The sequence below is a fragment of the Pseudolabrys sp. genome, assembly GCF_035943735.1.
GTDB lineage: Bacteria > Pseudomonadota > Alphaproteobacteria > Rhizobiales > Xanthobacteraceae > Pseudolabrys.
In genome coordinates this window covers 183,373-201,257 of record NZ_DASZBV010000016.1, presented here as the reverse complement: position 1 = coordinate 201,257, position 17,885 = coordinate 183,373, and the positions used below count along the sequence as shown (strand labels likewise).

Below are 17,885 nucleotides of genomic sequence, written 5' to 3'. Positions count from 1 at the left end.
CCTCAGCCGGTCGGCGGCGCGATCTCGTCGAGGCCGCGCTGACGGGCCTCCGGCCCGAGTTGCGTCACGCCGATGGCGGCGATGACCAGCAGCACCGCGATGCAGGCGAATACGGCGTTCAAGCCGTAGCCCTTCTGCACCCACGGGATGGCGATGAAGATGCCCGCGGTCGAGAGGCGGCCGACGCCCGCCGCCCAGCCGAAGCCGGATGCGCGCGCATTGGTCGGGAACACCTCCGAGGCGAAGATCTGCATCGAGTTGCCGGCCACCTGGATGAAGAACACCATCACGAAGCCGGCGACCAAGAGCTCGGTGTCGTTACCGACATTGGCGAAGACGATCGCCATGATGCCGGCGCCGATGAAGGCGCAGACCGAGGTGATCTTCCGGCCGTATTTGTCGAGGGCGTACATCATGAACAGGCTGGCCACCGGCACGGCGAAGTTCATGCCGAGCGTGAAGGTCAGCGACTTCGTGATGGTGAAGCCCTTGTCGTGCATGATGTTCGGCAGCCAGCCGCCGAGGCCGATGGCGACGCCGAAGAAGGCCGAGAAGCAGACCATGCCGGCGATGACGCGCACCGGGAAGCGGCTGAACACCAGGGCGAACGGGTCGGTCTTGGTGTTGCTCGCCGCGTCCGTGGACAGCGCCTCGGTCGGACGTTTGAGGCCGAGCCGCTCGAGGATGTCGAGGGCCTCGTTGCCGCGGCCGTGCGTCGCGAGGAAGCGCGGCGACTCGGGCAGCGTGAAGCGGAACAGCCAGACGATGAGCGCGCCGATGCCGATCACGATCCAGATGCCGCGCCAGCCGATCTGATCGCGGAAGGCGAGGGTGAACAGCGTCGAAAGCGGCCAGACGCAGGCGCCGCCGATGAAATGCACGAAAGCGAGGATGCGTCCGCGGATCGCCTTCGGTGAATATTCGCCGGCATAGGCGAAGGCAAGCGGCTGCTCGCCGCCGAGGCCGAGCCCCGCGATGAAGCGGCAGGCGACCAGCATCCAGGCGGTCGAGGCGAGGCCACCGAGGATGGTGAAGACGCCGAAGATCAAGAGGTTGAATTGATAAACCGCCTTGCGACCGAAGCGGTCGCTGAACTCGCCCTGGGCGATGCCGCCGATGAACATGCCGAACACCGTGGCGCTGCCGATCATGGCGGCCTCCCCGGGGGTGGCGAACTTGGTCGAGATCATGTCGGGGATGAGCGCCCCGAGCACGATCAGGTCGATGACGTCGAAGAAATAGCCGGCGGCGATCAGCGAGATCACCTTGTAGTGCAGCTTCGACAGCTTCGCTTCGTCCAAAGCGTTGCCGACATAGGCTTCGATTGTTTGAGCCACAGCGTTCCCCTTCCCCGATTTCTGGTTGTCGTTGCCGGGATGTCCCCTGTGGAAAGGATGGTCCAGATTGTCGCACTTGGCCAGCGCTTTGCGCGCGAACGGCCGCGTTCCGTGTTGATGACGCGCCGGTTTTCGATTTGTGAAAACGACAGCAATGTTGGCCAATTTTGGTGTGCGCCCCAGTGGTGCCACTGCTGCGGCGCGGCAAAGACGCCAAATGCTGCTGAGGCTCTTTTGGCAGCGATGGCCAGACAGACGATTTCACGCCCGGAAAGACAGCTCATCCAAAGGGCGGAACCCCCGGCATAGGAAGCTCAGGCGCAGTCCTCGCAGCGGCAGTCATCGCGCCGCCGTTCGGACTTCCTGCATTGGAGCTGCGCTCCGCCGGCGCCGTCAGACATCTGTTCCTATCGAGAACGACGACCGCCGAGGCGCAGATCGTCGCTCCGAGGGATGGGCGCGCCGATTGACGTGCATCAACGCGCGATCGCGTTTCGAGCCAGAAGATTAAGACAAATGAGCCCGTTCGGGCAGGCCATTAAACGCGGCATGAAGACGGACGTTGAATCTCCTGTTCCGCCTCCGGCTCCGCGGGTTCCGCCGGGGGGCGTGTCCGGATTGCTGCAGCCCGTGCCGCCGGTCGCGGCAATCGTGCCGCTGGCCGCAGGAAAGCCTGCTTTTGCCGAAGAAATCGCGGCCGCGCCCGCGGAAAAGTTCAATCTTGTGCGCGACCTGAGCTTGTTCGCCCGGGTGCTGCGGCGCGCGGAAGGCGGACGACTTGTGCTGGCAATCTATGTTGCCTCGATCGCCGTCACGATCGCCAACATGCTCGCACAGGTGCGGCTCAACGTGTGGAACGGCCAGTTCTTCGACGCGGTGGGGCGGAAGGATCTATCGGCTTTCATCCACCTTCTGTGGACGTTCATCGCCATCATCGCGGTTCTCCTGGCGCTCACGGTGGCGCAAACCTTCCTGCAAGAGCGCTTGAAATTTCGGCTCCGTGAATGGATCGCGCGTCACCTTTTGGTCGAGTGGCTCAAACCGATGCGGATCTATCAGCTCAGTTTCGCGGGTCTGTACGGCCGCAACCCGGATCAGCGCATACAGGAGGACACTCGGCTTCTCGGCGATTACAGCGCCGACCTCGGCTGCGGCATTGTCTATTCTCTGCTTCAGATCGTCGCCTTCGTCGGCGTGCTGTGGGCTTTGTCGGCGCAGGTCACGTTCCAGGTGGCGGGTTATCAAATCGCCATTCCCGGGTACATGGTCTGGTGTGCCCTGGCTTACGCGCTGATCGGCTCCGCTCTGACCTGGCTCGTGGGGCGGCCGCTGATCGCGCTGAATGGCGAGCGATATGCCCGCGAGGCGGAATTCCGCTTCGCTCTGGTTCGGGTCAACGAGTCCGGCGAGAGCATCGCGCTGCACGGCGGTGAGAAGGACGAGCGTCGGCATCTCGAAGCGGCGCTGACGGCCGTCGTCGACACCATGCGGCGAATTTCCTCCTCCCTCGCGCAACTCACCTGGATCACGTCGGGAACCGGATGGCTGTCGCTGGTCGTTCCAATTCTCGTCGCCTCGCCAGCCTATTTCGGCGGCGCGTTGTCCCTCGGGGGCCTGATCATGGTGGCGGGCGCCTTCGCCCAGGTTCAGGGCGCAATGCGGTGGTTCGTCGATAATTTTTCCCGTCTTGCCGATTGGCGCTCGGCAATCCATCGGGTCGCCCGCTTCCGCGAGGCGCTTGACGGCCTGCCGGCGGTGGAGGCCGGCTCCCCGGAAATAAAGCGTGCACTGCATCCCGAAGGCCATCTGGCCTTCGACGGCGTGCGTATTCTTCTGCCGGACGGACACATCGTCATTGAAGACGCCAGCGTGACCGTCACGCCGGGCGAACGCGTTCTGATCGTCGGCGAGACCGGCGCGGGGAAATCGACGTTGTTCCGCGCAGTCGCGGGGCTTTGGCCGTGGGGTGCGGGGACGATACTCACGCCGCCGTTGGAGACAATGGCGTTCCTGCCGCAGCGGCCGTATCTGCCGCTCGGCACATTGCGCAATGCCGTGGTCTATCCGAGCCCGCCCGATGCTTTCTCCGATGTGGAGGTGCGACAGGCGCTGCAACGTTGCGATCTCGGCACTCTCGTCGCGAAGCTCGACAAGGTCGATCGCTGGGACAAAGAGCTGTCGCTCGGCGAGCAGGAGCGCTTGGCGTTTGTGCGGCTGCTTCTGCACAAGCCGAGCTGGGTCTTTCTTGACGAAGCGACAGCCGCGCTCGACGAGGATAGCCAGCGCCGCGTCATGAGCCTGTTCAATGAAGAATTGAAAAATACGACTGTGTTGAGCATCGGACATCGGCCCGATCTCGCGGCGTACCACACCAGGACGCTTCAGCTCGTCCATGGTGTTGACGGTGACCGCCTCAGGCTCAAGCCGGCGCCAACGCCGCCGCCGCGACGGCGCTGGCTGCAACAATTGGGCGACTGGTTGGGGGCTGATTGATGCTGGGCATCATTCGTCTGTACGGCCGCGTTCTCGCGCTGCTTGGCTCCGATAGCCGGGTCGCATGGACTTTGGCGGTGGCAAATGTGGCGCTGGCATCCGCGCAATTTGCCGAGCCGGTGCTGCTGGGTCGAATCATCGACGCGCTGACGGGGGCGCAGACGCGCGGCGAACCGCCGTCGTGGCCGCAATTGAGCGTGCTACTTTCGGCCTGGGCCGGATTCGGACTTTTCACCATCGCCTGCGGCACCCTGATCGCCCTATATGCCGACCGACTCGCGCACCGTCGCCGCCACGTCGTTCTCACGGACTATTTCGAGCACGTGCTGCAGCTTCCGCTCACCTATCACGGCAACACCCATTCCGGGCGGCTGATGAAGGTGATGTTGCAGGGCACCGACGCGCTGTGGGGGCTGTGGGTCGGGTTCTTTCGTGATCACCTCTCCTCTTTCGTCTCCTTGCTCGTGCTGCTCCCAATTTCCCTCTTCATCAATTGGCGGCTCGCTCTCTTGCTGATTGCTCTGTGCATCGTTTTCGCCGGGCTAACCGCGTTGATCGTGCGCAAGACGCAGCACCTGCAGAGCCTGGTCGAGCGTCATTACTCCGATTTGGCGGAACGTGCGTCCGACACCCTGGGCAACATCGCACTGGTTCAGAGTTTTTCGCGGCTCGAAGCGGAAGTCTTAGAGCTGCGCCAGATCGTCGAACGCCTGCTGGCCGCGCAGATGCCGGTTCTGTCTTGGTGGGCGCTCGCTGCGATGTTGACCCGGACGTCAACCACATTGACCGTGCTGGCGATCATCATCGTCGGGACGGTATTTCATATCAACGGTCAGGCGACCATCGGAGAGATGGTCACCTTCATGAGTTTTGCTGGACTCATCATTAGTAGACTCGAGCAGACGGTCACCTTTATCAACCGGGTGATGATGGAAGCGCCGCGCTTACGTGAATTCTTCCAGGTGCGGGACACGGTCCCGGCCATTCGCGACTTGCCGGACGCGGTCGATCCGGGCCGTCTCGGTGGGCTTGTCGAGTTCAAGAACGTTTCGTTCTCCTATGATGGAAAGCGGATCGCGGCAGCGGATTTGAATTTCAAAGCGATGCCGGGCGAGACGATCGCCCTGGTTGGTGCCACCGGTGCAGGTAAGTCGACGGCCATTGCACTTCTATACCGCGCCTTCGATCCGCAGTCGGGCGTGATCGAGATCGACGGCGTTGATATCCGCAAGTTCAAGTTGCTCGCGTTGCGCAGAAACATCGGCGTCGTTTTCCAGGAAGCGCTGCTGTTCAATCGATCGATTGCCGACAATCTTCGGGTCGGAAAGGCCGATGCGACCGACGCCGAGATGCGCGACGCCGCCAGGCGCGCGCAGTGCCTTGAATTCATTGAGCGGAAGTTCGAGGGCTTCGAACGGAGGGTCGGCGAGCGGGGGCGTTCGCTGTCCGGCGGCGAGCGCCAGCGGCTATCGATTGCGCGAGCACTACTGAAGGATCCGCCGATCCTTATTCTCGACGAGGCGACCAGCGCGCTCGATACCGACACCGAGGCAAAAGTCATGCTGGCACTGCACGAGGTAATGAAGGGGCGCACCACCTTCGTCATTGCGCATCGGCTGTCGACGGTGCGCAACGCGTCCCGCATCTTCGTGTTCGACGCAGGCCGCATCATCGAGGCCGGGACATTCGACGAATTGGTGAGGGCAGGCGGCCGTTTTGCCGCTCTCGCCAAGACTCAGTTCATTTCGGCTGAGCCGATGGCACTGCCGGCCGCTTCATAGAAAACGAGCACGGCGCCGGGGGCGGTCTGTAGCAGTTGAACGAGATCACATCGACGGCGCGCGCTGCGGCGTATGTCTCAATGGGAGAGGGGCGGGGGCGCCTATCGTCCCGGCTGAACAATGGAGCGACGATTGTCCGCGAGCGATCCGACGAAAGCCGACCTCTCTTATCCGGACCTTTCGGCGTTGCGGCTCGGCTTCGTCTGGGGCGTTTCCACGTCCGCCTTCCAGATCGAGGGCGCCACGCAGGCGGACGGCCGCGGCCCGAGTATCTGGGACACCTACGGACGCCTCAAGCAGACGACGAGCGGCGATACCGGCGACGTCGCCTGCGACCACTACCACCGCTATCCGGAAGACATTGCGCTGATGCGCGGCCTTGGCCTGCAGGCCTACCGCTTCTCGGTGGCGTGGCCGCGCATCCTGCCGGCCGGGCGCGGCGCCGTGAACGAGCCGGGGCTCGCCTTCTACGACCGGCTGATCGACGCCATCCTCGCCGCCGGCATCGAACCGTGGCTCTGTCTCTATCACTGGGACCTGCCGCAGGCGCTGGCCGATGCCGGCGGCTGGACCTCGCGCGACAGCGTGCAGTGGTTCGCCGACTACGCGGCCATCGTCGCCGCGCGCTATGGCGATCGTGTCAAGCGTTTCGCCACGTTCAACGAGCCGTCGATTTTCTCAATATTCACCTGGGCTCTCGGCGCGCGCGCACCCTCCGACATCGCCCCGCTGCATCGCGCGATCCATCACATCAACCTCGCGCACGGTGCGGCGGTCGATGCGATCCGCGTCCACGTCGCCGACGCCGCGATTGGCGTCATCCACAACGTGCAGCCTTGCCTGCCGTCGACGCCGGACGATGCCGGAGCGGCGCAACTGTGCGCGGCCTACTGGAATCTGGCCTTCCCCGAGCCGCAATATCGCGGCGTCTATCCGGAACTGCTGCGGCCATCGATCGAGCCGCATATCCGGCCGGGCGACCTCGACCAAATCCGCCGGCCGCTCGACTGGTTCGGACTCAATTACTACGGCCCGAGCTACATGCGGCGCGACGACACGGTGCCGGTCGGGTTCAATTTTGGACCGCAGCCGGAGGGCACGGCGACCACGCCGAACGGCTGGGCGGTGTCGGCCGATGCCTTCCGCGACACGCTCCTCGACGTTGCCGCCTATGGCGTGCCGGTCTACGTCACCGAGAATGGGCTGGGCGCGCGCGAGACACCGGGCGAGGTCGCCGACACCGCGCGCATCGACCACCTGCGCTCCTACATTGGCGCGATGAATGCGGCGGCGGCGCGCGGCGCCGACATCCGCGGCTATTTCGTCTGGTCGCTGCTCGACAATTTCGAATGGGATTCCGGCTACGCCGTCCGCTTCGGCCTCGTCTCCGTCGATTACGCCACGCAGAAACGCATTCCCAAACTGTCCTACGGCTGGTATCGCGGATTGATCGAAGCCGCGCGGAGCCGCTGATGGACGACATGGGAAACGGTATTCTGCTCGCCGACGTCGGCGGCACCAATGTCCGTTTCGCCGTGCTGCGCGGAACCGCGCTGGGGCCGGTGACGTATCTCGAAGTCGCCGATCACGCGAGCTTCGCCGATGCGGTGGCGGCCTATCTCGCCCTGGCCGGGGGAACCGTCGGCGAGGCCGTACTGGCGGTGGCGGGCGTCGTGACCGCCGAGCGTTGCGCGCTCACCAACAACGACTGGATCGTCGACGCCGTCGAATTGCGCACGCGGTTCGGTCTTTCGTCCGTGCATCTCGTCAACGACTTCGAGGCGATCGCCTGGGCGTTGCCGCAGCTGGTGCCCGCCGACCTCAAGCAGATCGGCGGCACGCGCCCTGTGGCCGGTGCACCGATGGCCGTGCTTGGCCCGGGCACGGGACTCGGCGTCGCCGCCTGCGTGCCGCACAGCGGCGGCGATTTCATCATCCACAGCGAAGGCGGGCACGCCACCGCGCCGGCCGGCAATGCGCGCGAGGCGGCGGTCATCGCCGCGCTGCGCGCCGAGTTCGAGCATGTGTCGATCGAGCGGCTCTTGTCGGGCCCGGGGCTGGAGAACATCTATCGCGCACTGGCGGCGATCGACCGCGCGCAGCCGCCGGAGCGCTCGGCGGCGGACATCGTGAAGGTGGCGCGCGATGCGACGTGCCCGGCCAGCCGCGCGGCGCTCGACATGTTCTGCGCCATGCTCGGCGACATCGCCGGCAACCTGGCGCTCACTTTCGGCGCCAAGGGCGGCGTTTACATCGCCGGCGGCGTCACCGCGCGTCTCGGCGGCGAGATCGATCGCTCCGCCTTCCGCACCCGCTTCGAGGCGAAGGGTCGCATGCGCGGCTACGTCGCGCCGATCCCGGTCTATCTGATCGTGCACAGCGATCCGGCCTTCGTCGGCTTGCGCGCGCTGACGCTTAGCGGCGCTTCGCGATCTCGCGGTAGAGTGCTTCCGGGCTGACACCGAGCTCGGCGGAAAGCCGCATCCATTCTCCTCGCGCCGGAAGCGCGCCGTGCCAGCCGAGCCAGGCGTCGAGGCGCGCGGCGACGGTTTTCATGGACAATAGCTCGGCATGGAAACGTGCATGCTGCAGCTCATGGGCGAAGCGCCGGATGAGCGCCGCGGCGAGCGCGGGGCGCTGCTCCATGCGCGCGAGCAAGGCCGGCTTCGACACGGCCCATAGGGCCGACTTCGCCACGGCGACGGCATCGCAGTGGTATGTGTCCGAATACAGTGACGCTTCCGCCAGAATGGCGCCCGGTCCGGCCCGCTGGAGCACGATCGGCGCGCCGGACTCCTGATGCCGCACCAGATGGACCGCGCCGGCGGTCACGAAAAACATCTGCCGGACCTCATCACCCTGCCGGAAGACGGCTTCGTCGGGTTCGAAGGCAAGCTCGCGCCGGGCGAGGTCCTGCAGGAAGGGGTCCAGATCGTCGAACATGATAGCAATCATGTTCTAACGGGTGCGCCTGTGGCAAGCACGGGTCAAAGGAGTCCCCCATGCGTCATCTCATTGTTCTGAGCTTACTGCTGCTTCCGGCTGCCGCGCTGGCCCAGCAGCCCGACCATCCGCATCACCCCGCCATGGCGCAGGCGGGCGCGCCCGCGAGCGGTCCGGCAATGAGCGGCATGCCGATGGATCACGCGCAGATGAACCACATGCAGATGATGCAGCAGATGGGTGCGATGCATCAGGGCGGCAGCATGGGCGCGATGCATGCGCACGGGAGCGCCGCGGCGCCGACCGAACCGGGACAGTCGGCCTTCGCCGCCATTCAGGAGATCGTGCAGATCCTCGAGGCCGACCCGCGCACCGACTGGTCGAAGGTCGACATCGAAGCCCTGCGGCAGCATCTCATCGACATGAACAACGTCACTTTGGCCGCGCACGTTGCCGGCGAACCGATCGACGGCGGCATGAAGTTCGTCGTCACCGGCGACGGCGCGGTCCGCGACTCGATCCGCCGCATGACCACTGCGCACGCGGCGACCATGGATGGCTTCGGCGGCTGGCACTTCGCCGCCAAGGATACCGACGGCGGTTCGATCTTCGAAGTGCGCGTGCCGCCGCAGGACATGGCCAAGCTCAAGGCCCTCGGCTTCATCGGCACGCTGACGCTCGGCATGCATCATCAGGAGCATCATCTGATGATCGCCCGCGGCGAGCATCCGCACGCACATTGAGCGCTCAGTGCTCCTCGCGCTCGAGCGCATCGAGCGCGGGCAGGAGCGTCGCGACGCGGTGCACCACGAACGCCGGTCGGCGAGGCGCCGATAGTTGTCGACCACCCAGTTGAATGCGCCCTGCACGGTGACGAAGGCGGCTGCGCTCTGCGTCAGTTCGCCGAGGCTCATGGCGCCCTCGGACCCGTCGGTCGCGGCAAGGATGCGCTTCATCGGTTCGTCACCCGGCAAGGTCGGGCGAGCTTAGGCCGGCGGCGAGGGACGGCAAATTGAAAAGGGAAAGGCGGCTGGCTGGGGAACTAGGATTCGAACCTAGACAAACAGAGTCAGAGTCTGTTGTGCTACCGTTACACCATTCCCCAACGGCCGAGGGGGCCGCGCGAAGCGGCCCGCAAGCGCCCTTCACATGGGCCAAAGCGGCTGCTTTGACAAGCCCTTATCTGCCCTGAAGTGACCTCATCCCCGGCGGCGGGGCCGGCTCGCCACGGTGGCGGTGGCGACCAGCGTGCAACCCGCCACCACGAGGAATACGAGGCGCGGGCTGCCGTGGTCCATGATGGCGCCGAACACCAGCGGCGCGACGATACCGCCGATGTTGAAGCCGGTGGTGACGAAGCCGAACACTTTGCCGAAGGAGCCGGGCGGGGTGACCTCGCGCACGATCATGTCGCGCGAGGGCATGATGATGCCGGAGAAGAAGCCGGCGAGCGACATCGCCGCGATCAACGCGGCGGTCGGCAGGTCGACCTCGGCGAGGAGCAGCATGAAGGCCGTGGCGGCCGCCAGACCGCTGGCGGCCACGAGGCCGTGCCGCCGCGTGCGGCTGGCCAGCACGCCGCCGATCAGCACGCCAATGGCGGTCAGCAGCAGGTTGCCGGTCAGCGCCGCGTTGGCGATGGAGACCGGGGTGCCGTAGAGCGCGCCGAAGGCGACCACCGAATAATTGTAGATGCCGCCGCTGAGCATCGCGAGCAGGACGAAGAAGAAGAGGTTGAGCAGGATCGGCGCCGACAGCAGCACATGCCAGTCGGGCCGGCCGCCGCTCCGCGCGGTCTTGCGCGGCGGTGCGGTAGGGGCGGGGTCGCGCACCGCGATCAGGACGAGGGCGACGAACAGCCCGAACACGGCCGCGCCGAGGAAGGCGCCGCGCCAGCCCCACAGGCTCTGCATCAGCAGCACGCTCGCCGGCGTCACCGCCGAGCCGAGCATGCCGGCGAAGGTGTGCACCGAGAAGGCCTGGCCGATGCGCTCGCCCCGGACGTGCTGCGACAGCAGCGCGTAATCGGCGGGGTGATAAACGGTGTTGCCGACGCCGGCGAGCCCGAACATCGCCACCAGCACTGCGAAGGAGTGGACGAGCCCGGCCACCGCAAAGGCCAGCGCGCCGAGCAACAGCCCGGCGATCAGCAGCGTGCGCGCGCCCAACCGGTCGACGAGGAATCCGGCCGGGGTCTGCAGCACGGCCGAGACGACGTTGAAGGCGGCGAAGGCGATGCCGATCTCGGTGTAGCTGACGCCATAGGCCTCGCGCACGAACGGGATGAGCGGCGCCAGCAGCAGGATGTAGAAGTGCGAGACGAAATGCGCCGCGCTCACCGCGCCGACGACGCGCCAGTGCGAGGGACGAGCGGCAGCGACCGCGTCGATCGTCTGCGTCATGTTTGCCCCGGCGCGTCGCGGTCAGCGCCGCGGCGGCGCGTTCTGGATCGCCTGCCAGATGCGCGCCGGCGTCATCGGCATCGGCAGGTCGCGGACGCCGTAATCGGACAGCGCATCGATCACCGCATTGGCGACCGTCGGCAGGCCGCCGGAGCAGCCGGCTTCGCCGCAGCCTTTGGCGCCGACCGGATTGGTCTTGGTCGGAATGCCGCGGTTGATGACGGCGATGTCGGGCGCGTTGTGCGCGCGCGGCATGGCGTAATCCATGAACGAGCCGGTGAGCAGTTGTCCCTCGGCGTCGTAGACCGCGCCTTCGAGCAGCGCCTGGCCGAGGCCCTGCACGACGCCGCCCTGGATCTGGCCTTCGACCAGCATCGGATTGACCACCGTGCCGAAATCGTTGACCGCCGTGTACTTCACCACGTCGGCGTTGCCGGTCTCCGGATCGATCTCGACCTCGGCGACGTGCACGCCATTGGGGAAGGTGCCGGGCACCGGCTCGGTGACGTGGCTGATGTCGAGCGAGGCCTTGCTGCCGTCGGACAGTGTCAGCCCGCTACGCACGCGCTCGGCGAGCTGCATGATGTCGACGGCGCGGTCGGTGCCGGCGATGACGAAGCGGCCGTTGTGGAATTCGATGTCGCCGGCGGAGGCTTCCAGCACCTGCGCGGCGATGTCCTTGCCTTTCTCGATCACCTTGTCGGCCGCCTGCATGATGGCGGTGCCGGACAGCATCGCCGAGCGCGAGCCGCCGGTGCCGCCGCCCATGACAAGCTGGTCGCTGTCGCCCTGCAGGAGCTTGATGCGCTCGAACGGCACGCCGAGCTTCTCGGTCAGGATCTGCGCGAACGGCGCGGCATGGCCCTGGCCGTAATCGAGCGTGCCGGTGACGATGGTGACGGTGCCGTCGTCGTTGAAGCGGATGCCGCCCATCTCGGTGGTGCCGGCGGCGGTGGTCTCGACGTAGCAGCCGACGCCAATGCCGCGCAGTTTGCCGGCCTTCTTGCTTTCGCGCTTGCGCTGCTTGAAGCCGGCCGCGTCGGCGGCTTCCAGCGCGGCGTCGAACAGGCCGGGGAAGTCGCCGGTGTCATAGGCCATGCCGGCGGCGGAATTGAACGGCATGTCCTTGGCGCGGATGAAGTTGCGGCGGCGCAATTCGAAGCGGTCGATGCCGAGCTCGGCCGCCGCGTAATCCATCATGCGCTCCATGTGATAGGCGCCCTCGGGGCGCCCGGCGCCGCGATACGCGGAGACCAAAGTGGTGTTGGTGAACACGCACTTCGTCGATACTTCCATCACCGGCGTGCGGTACATGCCGACATTGTTCTTGGTGACGTTGAGCGTCGGCAGCAGCGGCCCGAAAGCGGCGAGATAACCGCCCATGTTGCCGTAGCCGGCGAGCCGCAGCGCCTGGATGATGCCGCGTCTGTCGAAGGCGGCTTCCAGCGTCATGTCGAAGTCGCGGCCGTGATGGTCGGAGACGAAGCTTCCCGAGCGCTCGTCGGTCCACTTCACCGGCCGCCCGAGCACCTTCGCCGCGTGCAGGATGCAGACATATTCCGGATAGGCGGCGGCCTTCATGCCGAACGAGCCGCCGACATTGCCGGTGAGGATGCGCACCTGCTCTGGCTTGGCGCCGAGGATGTCGCGCATCATGTTCTTGAGGCCGAACACGCCCTGGCTGCACGAGTGCAGCGTCCACTTCTCGTTCGCCTTGTCGAATTCGCCGATCGCCGAGCGCGGCTCGATCGAATTGACCACGAGGCGCTGGTTGACCATCGGCAATTTGACGACGTGCGTGGCCGCGGCGAAGGCGGCGGCGACCTTGTCGGCGTCGCCGTAATGGTAGTCGAGGCAGACGTTGTCGGGCACCTCGTCATAGAGCACCGGCGCGCCGGGCTTGGCCGCCTCGCGCGCGCTCATCACCGCCGGCAACGGATCGATATCGACGACGACCGCCTCGGCCGCGTCCTTGGCCTGAGCGATCGTCGTGGCGACGACGCAGGCGACCGGGTCGCCGACGAAGCGCACCTTGTCGGCGGCGAGCGCCGGGCGCGGCTTGTAGCGGATGGGCGAGCCGTCGCGGCTCTTGATCGGCAGGTTGCATTTCAGGCCGCCATAGGCGGCGAGATCCTGCGCCGTGAGCACGGCGAGCACGCCGGGCATTCCTTTCGCCGCGGCGGTATCGATGCCGCGGATCACCCCGTGCGCCGCCGTGCTGCGCACCATCACCGCATAGGCCTGGCCGGTCAGGTTGATGTCGTCGGTATAGCGGCCCTGACCCTGCACCAGCTTGGGGTCTTCGCTGCGCTTCACCGGCTGGCCTATGCCGAACTTCATCGTGGCCAGAGCGGCTTCGGTCGTCCTGTCGTCCATGCCGGGGTGCTTTCGGATGCGTGGCTTTTGGGGCGGAACTGGTCAGATAGAGCACGCCGCCCGCTTGTACAAGAATGGCCGGAGCGGGTGAGGGTTGCGTCGCGGGCTCGCGCTGTTAGACTTTTCGCCGACGAGTGGAACAATGCCGCACCGCGTACGGAGCGCGGCGGTCTGGGGCGGCAGGAAGGTTTTGAGTGTGAGCGGCGAGGCCGGAGAGATTCCGGGCCTCGACCCCGCCGTTGATCGAGCGCCGCTTACGCGCGCCCGGTGGGGTCGGCGGTCGCCTGACAGACCCAGGGCCGGTGAATCCGGCGACCAGGGCGGCCCGACCTATGCCGCGCTCGATCTCGGCACCAACAACTGCCGTCTGCTGGTGGCGCGGCCCGCGGGCGACGGCTTCCGCGTCGTCGACGCCTTCTCGCGCATCGTTCGGTTGGGCGAGGGCGTATCGCTGTCCGGCCGCCTGAGCGAGGCGGCGATACAGCGGGCAGTCGGCGCACTCGCCGTCTGCCGCGCCAAAATGAAGAACCGCGGCGTCACGCGCGCGCGGCTGATCGCCACCGAAGCGTGCCGCGCCGCCGAGAACGGCGCCGAATTCCGCGATCGCGTGGCCAACGAGCTCGGGCTCGTCCTCGAAGTGATCGACCGCGAGACCGAGGCGCGGCTCGCCGCGACCGGCTGCACGCCGCTCATTGATCCGCAGGCCGAAGGCGTCGTGCTGTTCGACATCGGCGGCGGCTCGTCGGAGCTGGTGCGGCTCGACCGGTCGCAGGCAACGCGCCACGGCCCGCCGCTGCCGCGCATCCGCGGCTGGGTGTCGCTGCCGACCGGCGTGGTGACGCTGGCCGAGCGGCATGGCGGCATCAATGTTACGCGCGAATCCTACGAGGCGATGGTCGTCGAGGTCGGCGGCTACATCGCGCCGTTCCTGCGCGAGCATGGCGAAGGCGGCACCCACGGCATTCACATGCTCGGCACCTCCGGCACGGTAACGACCATCGCCGGCGTGCATCTCGACCTGAAGCGCTACGACCGCAACCGCGTCGATGGCTGCTGGATGAGCACCGCGGAGATCGCAGGCGTGGTCGATCGCCTGCTGGCGATGAGCTACGAGGAGCGTGTGGCGAGCCCGTGCATCGGCCCCGACCGCGCCGATCTGGTGCTCGCCGGCTGCGCCATTCTCGAGGCGATCCGCCGCGCCTTCCCCTGTCCGCGCCTGCGCGTCGCCGACCGGGGGCTGCGCGAAGGCATGCTGGTGCAGATGATGCGCGACGACGGCGTCTGGGGCAGCGGCGGGCAGGCGGCGGCAGGCTAGCCTCATTCGCTCTCCACAAAGCGCGCCGGGCCCGCTACATAGCCGGCTATGGCAACGAAGTCCGGCAAGAGCGGCAGCGGCGTCCGCGCCCTGAAGGTGCGGGTGAAGACGGCGGGCAAGCGCTCGCTGTCCTCGAAGCTGTGGCTCGAGCGCCAGCTCAACGATCCTTACGTCGCGCGCGCCAAGCGCGAAGGCTACCGGTCGCGCGCCGCCTTCAAGCTGACCGAGATCGATGACAAGGCGCATTTCCTGAAGAAGGGCGCGCGCGTGGTCGATCTCGGCGCGGCGCCCGGCGGCTGGAGCCAGGTCGCGGCCAAGCGCGTCGGCGCGCCGGAGAAGGGCAAGGTCGTCGGCATCGACATCCTGCCGATGGAGCCGGTGCCCGGCGTCACGTTCGAGGTCATGGATTTCCTCGATGCGTCCGCGCCGGAGAAATTGAAGGCGATGCTCGGCGGCGAGGCCGACGTCGTGCTCTCCGACATGGCGGCGAACGCCACCGGCCACGCGCGCACGGACCATTTGAAGATCATGGCGCTGGTCGAGCTGGCCGCCGATTTTGCGCGCGAGGTGCTGGCCCCGGGAGGCGCGTTCCTGTCCAAGGTGCTGCAGGGCGGCACCGAGGCGTCGCTGCTCGCGGGCCTCAAGCGCGACTTCGCGTCGGTGAAGCACATCAAGCCGCCGGCGAGCCGCGCCGATTCCGCCGAGCTTTATCTGCTGGCCACCGGTTTCCGCGGCGGCGCGAAGCCGTGACGATCAGCGCCAGACGTCGCTGAAGTTCGGGTCGCGCGAGCCGGCGCGATAGTAGCGGACCTGCGGTTGCCGCCGTACCGCCGGACGCCGCTCGACGACGCGCTCCGCGTGCTCGAACTCCGCGCGCAGACGGCGCTGCTCACGCTCGCGCGCGGCGATGCGGCGCTCGCGCTCGCGGCTCTTCGCCGTCGCGGCGTGTGGATGCTGCTCGGGCCGTCCATGGATAACGACCGAGCGCTCGCGGGTGAGCGTGCGGCTGTGCGCGGCGGGGTGATCGTGCGCGATGCTGCCGGTCGACGGCGCGTCGACCTCTTCTTCGCGCGTGGCCTCGACCACCGGTGCCGGTTTGGCGGCGACCGCGGCCGGCTGCGCCGGCTTCATGGTGGCCGGCTGCGCCGGCTTGGCGTCGGGCAGGGGCACCGACGCTTGTTCGACTTTCGACGCCGGTTTGGCCGGCGGCGGAACGGCGGCTTCGACGGCGGGCGCCGCCTGCGGCCGCGGCGCCGGCTGTTTTGCGCTGTCCTTGACCGGTGCCTGCCGCGCCAGCTTCTTCTGCTGCGCCGCCTCGCGCTTCTGCTCACGGTCGAGCGCGACGAGATGATCGAGCGCTTTCTTGGCGTCGGCCATCTTGCGGTCGCGCATGAGCGCGGCGCGGTAATCGCTCATCGCGCGGTCGGTCTGGCCGGCCTGCTCATAGGCCAACCCGCGCTGATAGAAGGCGCGCGCGTTCTTCGGCTCGAGCGCGATCAGCCGGTCGTAGCTCTCCGCGGCCTTGGCGTAGCTCTTCGCCTGCATCAGCACCGCGGCGCGCGCCTGCAGCACGCCGACGTTCTTCGGCTGTTTGATCAGGATCGCATCGTAGTCGGCGACGGCGCCTCCGGCATCGCCGGTGGTCTGCTTCAGTTGCGCGCGCGCCATCAGCCAGTCGGTCCGCTCGGGCGCGCGCGCCACTGCCGCGTCGAGATCGGCAAGCGCGTCGTCGGCCTTGCCGGCGGACTTCTCCAGCATCGCCAGATCGAAATAGGGCGCCGCCGGCCGCGGATCGAGCTTGATCGCCGCGCCGAGATCGGCGATCGCCTTGTCGGTGTTGCCCTTCGCCTTGTAGATCGACGCGCGCGCCATCAGCGGCGCCGGGCTGATGCCGCCGAGCGCGATCGCTTTGTCGAGATCGGCGAGCGCCTTGTCGTTGTCGTGCTTGGCGAGGAAGATCTGGCCGCGCTCGCCATAGGCCAGCGCGTTCTTGCCGTCGCCGTCGATGGCCTTGTCGAGATCGGGCAAAGCGTGCGCGTAGTCCTTCTTGCGCGCCAGCGCCGCGCCGCGCAGCGCGAAGGCAGCCGCGTTCTGCGAGTCGGCCTTGAGAATGGCATCGGCGTCGTGCACGACGCCGGCGAGGTCGCCCTCGTCGAGGCGCAGCGCGCCGCGCACCTTCAGCAGATCGGTGCTCCACGTGAACTTCAGCGCGCGGCCGATGTCTTTCATCGCAAGCTTGCGCTCGCCTTTCGCCGCGTAGGCCTCGGCGCGCAGCCTGTAGGTCGCCGGCCGCTTGTCGTCGGCGGCGACGGCGCGGTCGTAGACGGCGAGCGCCTTGTCGAGGTCGCCGCGCTTCTTCCAGATGCCGGCGATCGCGGTCAATGCCGGGATGTTCTTGTCCTGCCGCCGCGCGGCTTCCTGGTAATCGGCGAGCGCGCCGTCGAGATTGTTGCTGTCCTCGCGCGCCTGCGCGCGCAGCATGTAGACCGACGCGTCCGGCGCGGTCTTGAGCACGTGGTCGAAGTCGGCCTGCGCCCTGGCGTAGTCGCCGGTGCGCAGATAGAGCTCGCCGCGGCCGCGATAGGCGCCGGCGTCGCCGAGGCTGATCGCCTTCTGGTAATCTTCCAGGGCGCCTTCGGTGTAGCCGAGATCGCGGCGTACGGTGCCGCGGTTGACGTAGGGTGAGGCGGTGTTGGGATCGAGCTTGATGGTGGCGTCGTAATCCGCCAGCGCCTGCCCGTAATTGCCGCGCACGTACCAGGCGTTGCCGCGGTTCTGGTAGGCGGGCGCGAAATCCGGCGCGAGTTGGATCGCGCTGTTGAAGTCGCCGATCGCGTGCGGCGCGTCGCCGCGATCGAGATAGGCGAGGCCGCGCAGCTCGTAGGCGACGCCGAGCGGCTTGCCGCGCAGCCGGCCGGAATTCAGCAGCGCGGTGCAGGCGGCGATGCGCTGGTCGGCGAGGCCTTCCGTCTGCGTCGCGCACATGCGCAGGTCGCGCGTCTGCAGCGCGCGCGCGGACGTCGTCGGCAGCAAAGCGACCGCGACGGCCGCCACCGCGGCGCCCCGCATCAGCCACGCTGCCCCAAGAACACGCATTACGCTCACCGCCAAGAATGCCGAACGTTTAACAATACCGGTTAACCATATTCGGGTCCATGATATCGATGCGCATTATCGCTTTCTGCGCATGAAGCTCGCAACATCGTTAACGTCTAAAATTTTATTCAAATGCGCGTCA

Annotated in this window: 12 protein-coding genes and 1 tRNA gene; 7 read left to right on the top strand and 6 right to left on the bottom strand. The window is 66.9% G+C overall.

What is annotated here, in order from left to right:
• Window positions 1-2: 2 nt before the first annotated feature.
• A complete protein-coding gene (locus VGV41_RS09290; protein ID WP_326863526.1) occupies window positions 3-1,337 on the bottom strand; it encodes an MFS transporter in 1,335 nt (444 codons plus the stop codon).
• A gap of 516 nt (window positions 1,338-1,853) precedes the next feature.
• Here VGV41_RS09290 and VGV41_RS09285 point away from each other — a divergent pair.
• From VGV41_RS09285 to glk, 4 genes are all read left to right on the top strand, one after another.
• Window positions 1,854-3,830 (top strand): ABC transporter ATP-binding protein/permease, encoded by a 1,977-nt coding sequence (locus VGV41_RS09285; RefSeq protein WP_326863525.1) that lies wholly within the window; start codon window positions 1,854-1,856, stop codon window positions 3,828-3,830.
• Window positions 3,831-3,832: 2 nt separating this feature from the next.
• Complete coding sequence (locus VGV41_RS09280; protein ID WP_326863902.1) at window positions 3,833-5,611, top strand: glucan ABC transporter ATP-binding protein/ permease; 1,779 nt, start codon at window positions 3,833-3,835, stop codon at window positions 5,609-5,611.
• A gap of 132 nt (window positions 5,612-5,743) precedes the next feature.
• The gene (locus VGV41_RS09275) at window positions 5,744-7,084 is read left to right on the top strand and encodes a GH1 family beta-glucosidase (protein WP_414705078.1); all 1,341 of its coding nucleotides are present in this window, start codon (window positions 5,744-5,746) and stop codon (window positions 7,082-7,084) included.
• A complete protein-coding gene (gene glk, locus VGV41_RS09270) occupies window positions 7,084-8,070 on the top strand; it encodes a glucokinase (protein ID WP_326863523.1) in 987 nt (328 codons plus the stop codon). The genes VGV41_RS09275 and glk overlap by 1 nt, the downstream gene beginning before the upstream one ends.
• On the opposite strand, the gene VGV41_RS09265 is transcribed toward glk, so the two are convergent.
• A complete protein-coding gene (locus VGV41_RS09265) occupies window positions 8,027-8,554 on the bottom strand; it encodes a Crp/Fnr family transcriptional regulator (RefSeq protein ID WP_326863522.1) in 528 nt (175 codons plus the stop codon). The two genes, glk and VGV41_RS09265, sit on opposite strands and share 44 nt — an antisense overlap.
• Before the next feature lie 59 nt (window positions 8,555-8,613).
• On the opposite strand from VGV41_RS09265, the gene VGV41_RS09260 reads away from it, so the two are divergent.
• Window positions 8,614-9,297, top strand: a complete 684-nt coding sequence (locus VGV41_RS09260; RefSeq protein ID WP_326863521.1) for a hypothetical protein — start codon at window positions 8,614-8,616, stop codon at window positions 9,295-9,297.
• Window positions 9,298-9,585: 288 nt separating this feature from the next.
• Here the strand turns inward: VGV41_RS09260 and VGV41_RS09250 are convergent.
• From VGV41_RS09250 to VGV41_RS09240, 3 genes are all read right to left on the bottom strand, one after another.
• Window positions 9,586-9,659: transfer RNA gene (locus VGV41_RS09250), tRNA-Gln, on the bottom strand.
• A 94-nt stretch (window positions 9,660-9,753) separates the two neighbouring features.
• Window positions 9,754-10,956: an MFS transporter gene (locus VGV41_RS09245; protein WP_326863520.1), complete on the bottom strand. Its 1,203-nt coding sequence runs from the start codon at window positions 10,954-10,956 to the stop codon at window positions 9,754-9,756.
• Between the two features lie 21 nt (window positions 10,957-10,977).
• Complete coding sequence (locus tag VGV41_RS09240) at window positions 10,978-13,332, bottom strand: xanthine dehydrogenase family protein molybdopterin-binding subunit (protein WP_326863519.1); 2,355 nt, start codon at window positions 13,330-13,332, stop codon at window positions 10,978-10,980.
• A gap of 142 nt (window positions 13,333-13,474) precedes the next feature.
• Here VGV41_RS09240 and VGV41_RS09235 point away from each other — a divergent pair, with 142 nt between their 5' ends.
• Both VGV41_RS09235 and VGV41_RS09230 read left to right on the top strand, forming a co-directional pair.
• Window positions 13,475-14,647 (top strand): Ppx/GppA phosphatase family protein, encoded by a 1,173-nt coding sequence (locus VGV41_RS09235; protein ID WP_326863518.1) that lies wholly within the window; start codon window positions 13,475-13,477, stop codon window positions 14,645-14,647.
• Between the two features lie 48 nt (window positions 14,648-14,695).
• Window positions 14,696-15,397, top strand: a complete 702-nt coding sequence (locus VGV41_RS09230) for an RlmE family RNA methyltransferase (RefSeq protein WP_326863517.1) — start codon at window positions 14,696-14,698, stop codon at window positions 15,395-15,397.
• A gap of 3 nt (window positions 15,398-15,400) precedes the next feature.
• On the opposite strand, the gene VGV41_RS09225 is transcribed toward VGV41_RS09230, so the two are convergent.
• A complete protein-coding gene (locus VGV41_RS09225) occupies window positions 15,401-17,743 on the bottom strand; it encodes a tetratricopeptide repeat protein (RefSeq protein WP_326863516.1) in 2,343 nt (780 codons plus the stop codon).
• Window positions 17,744-17,885 lie beyond the last annotated feature (142 nt).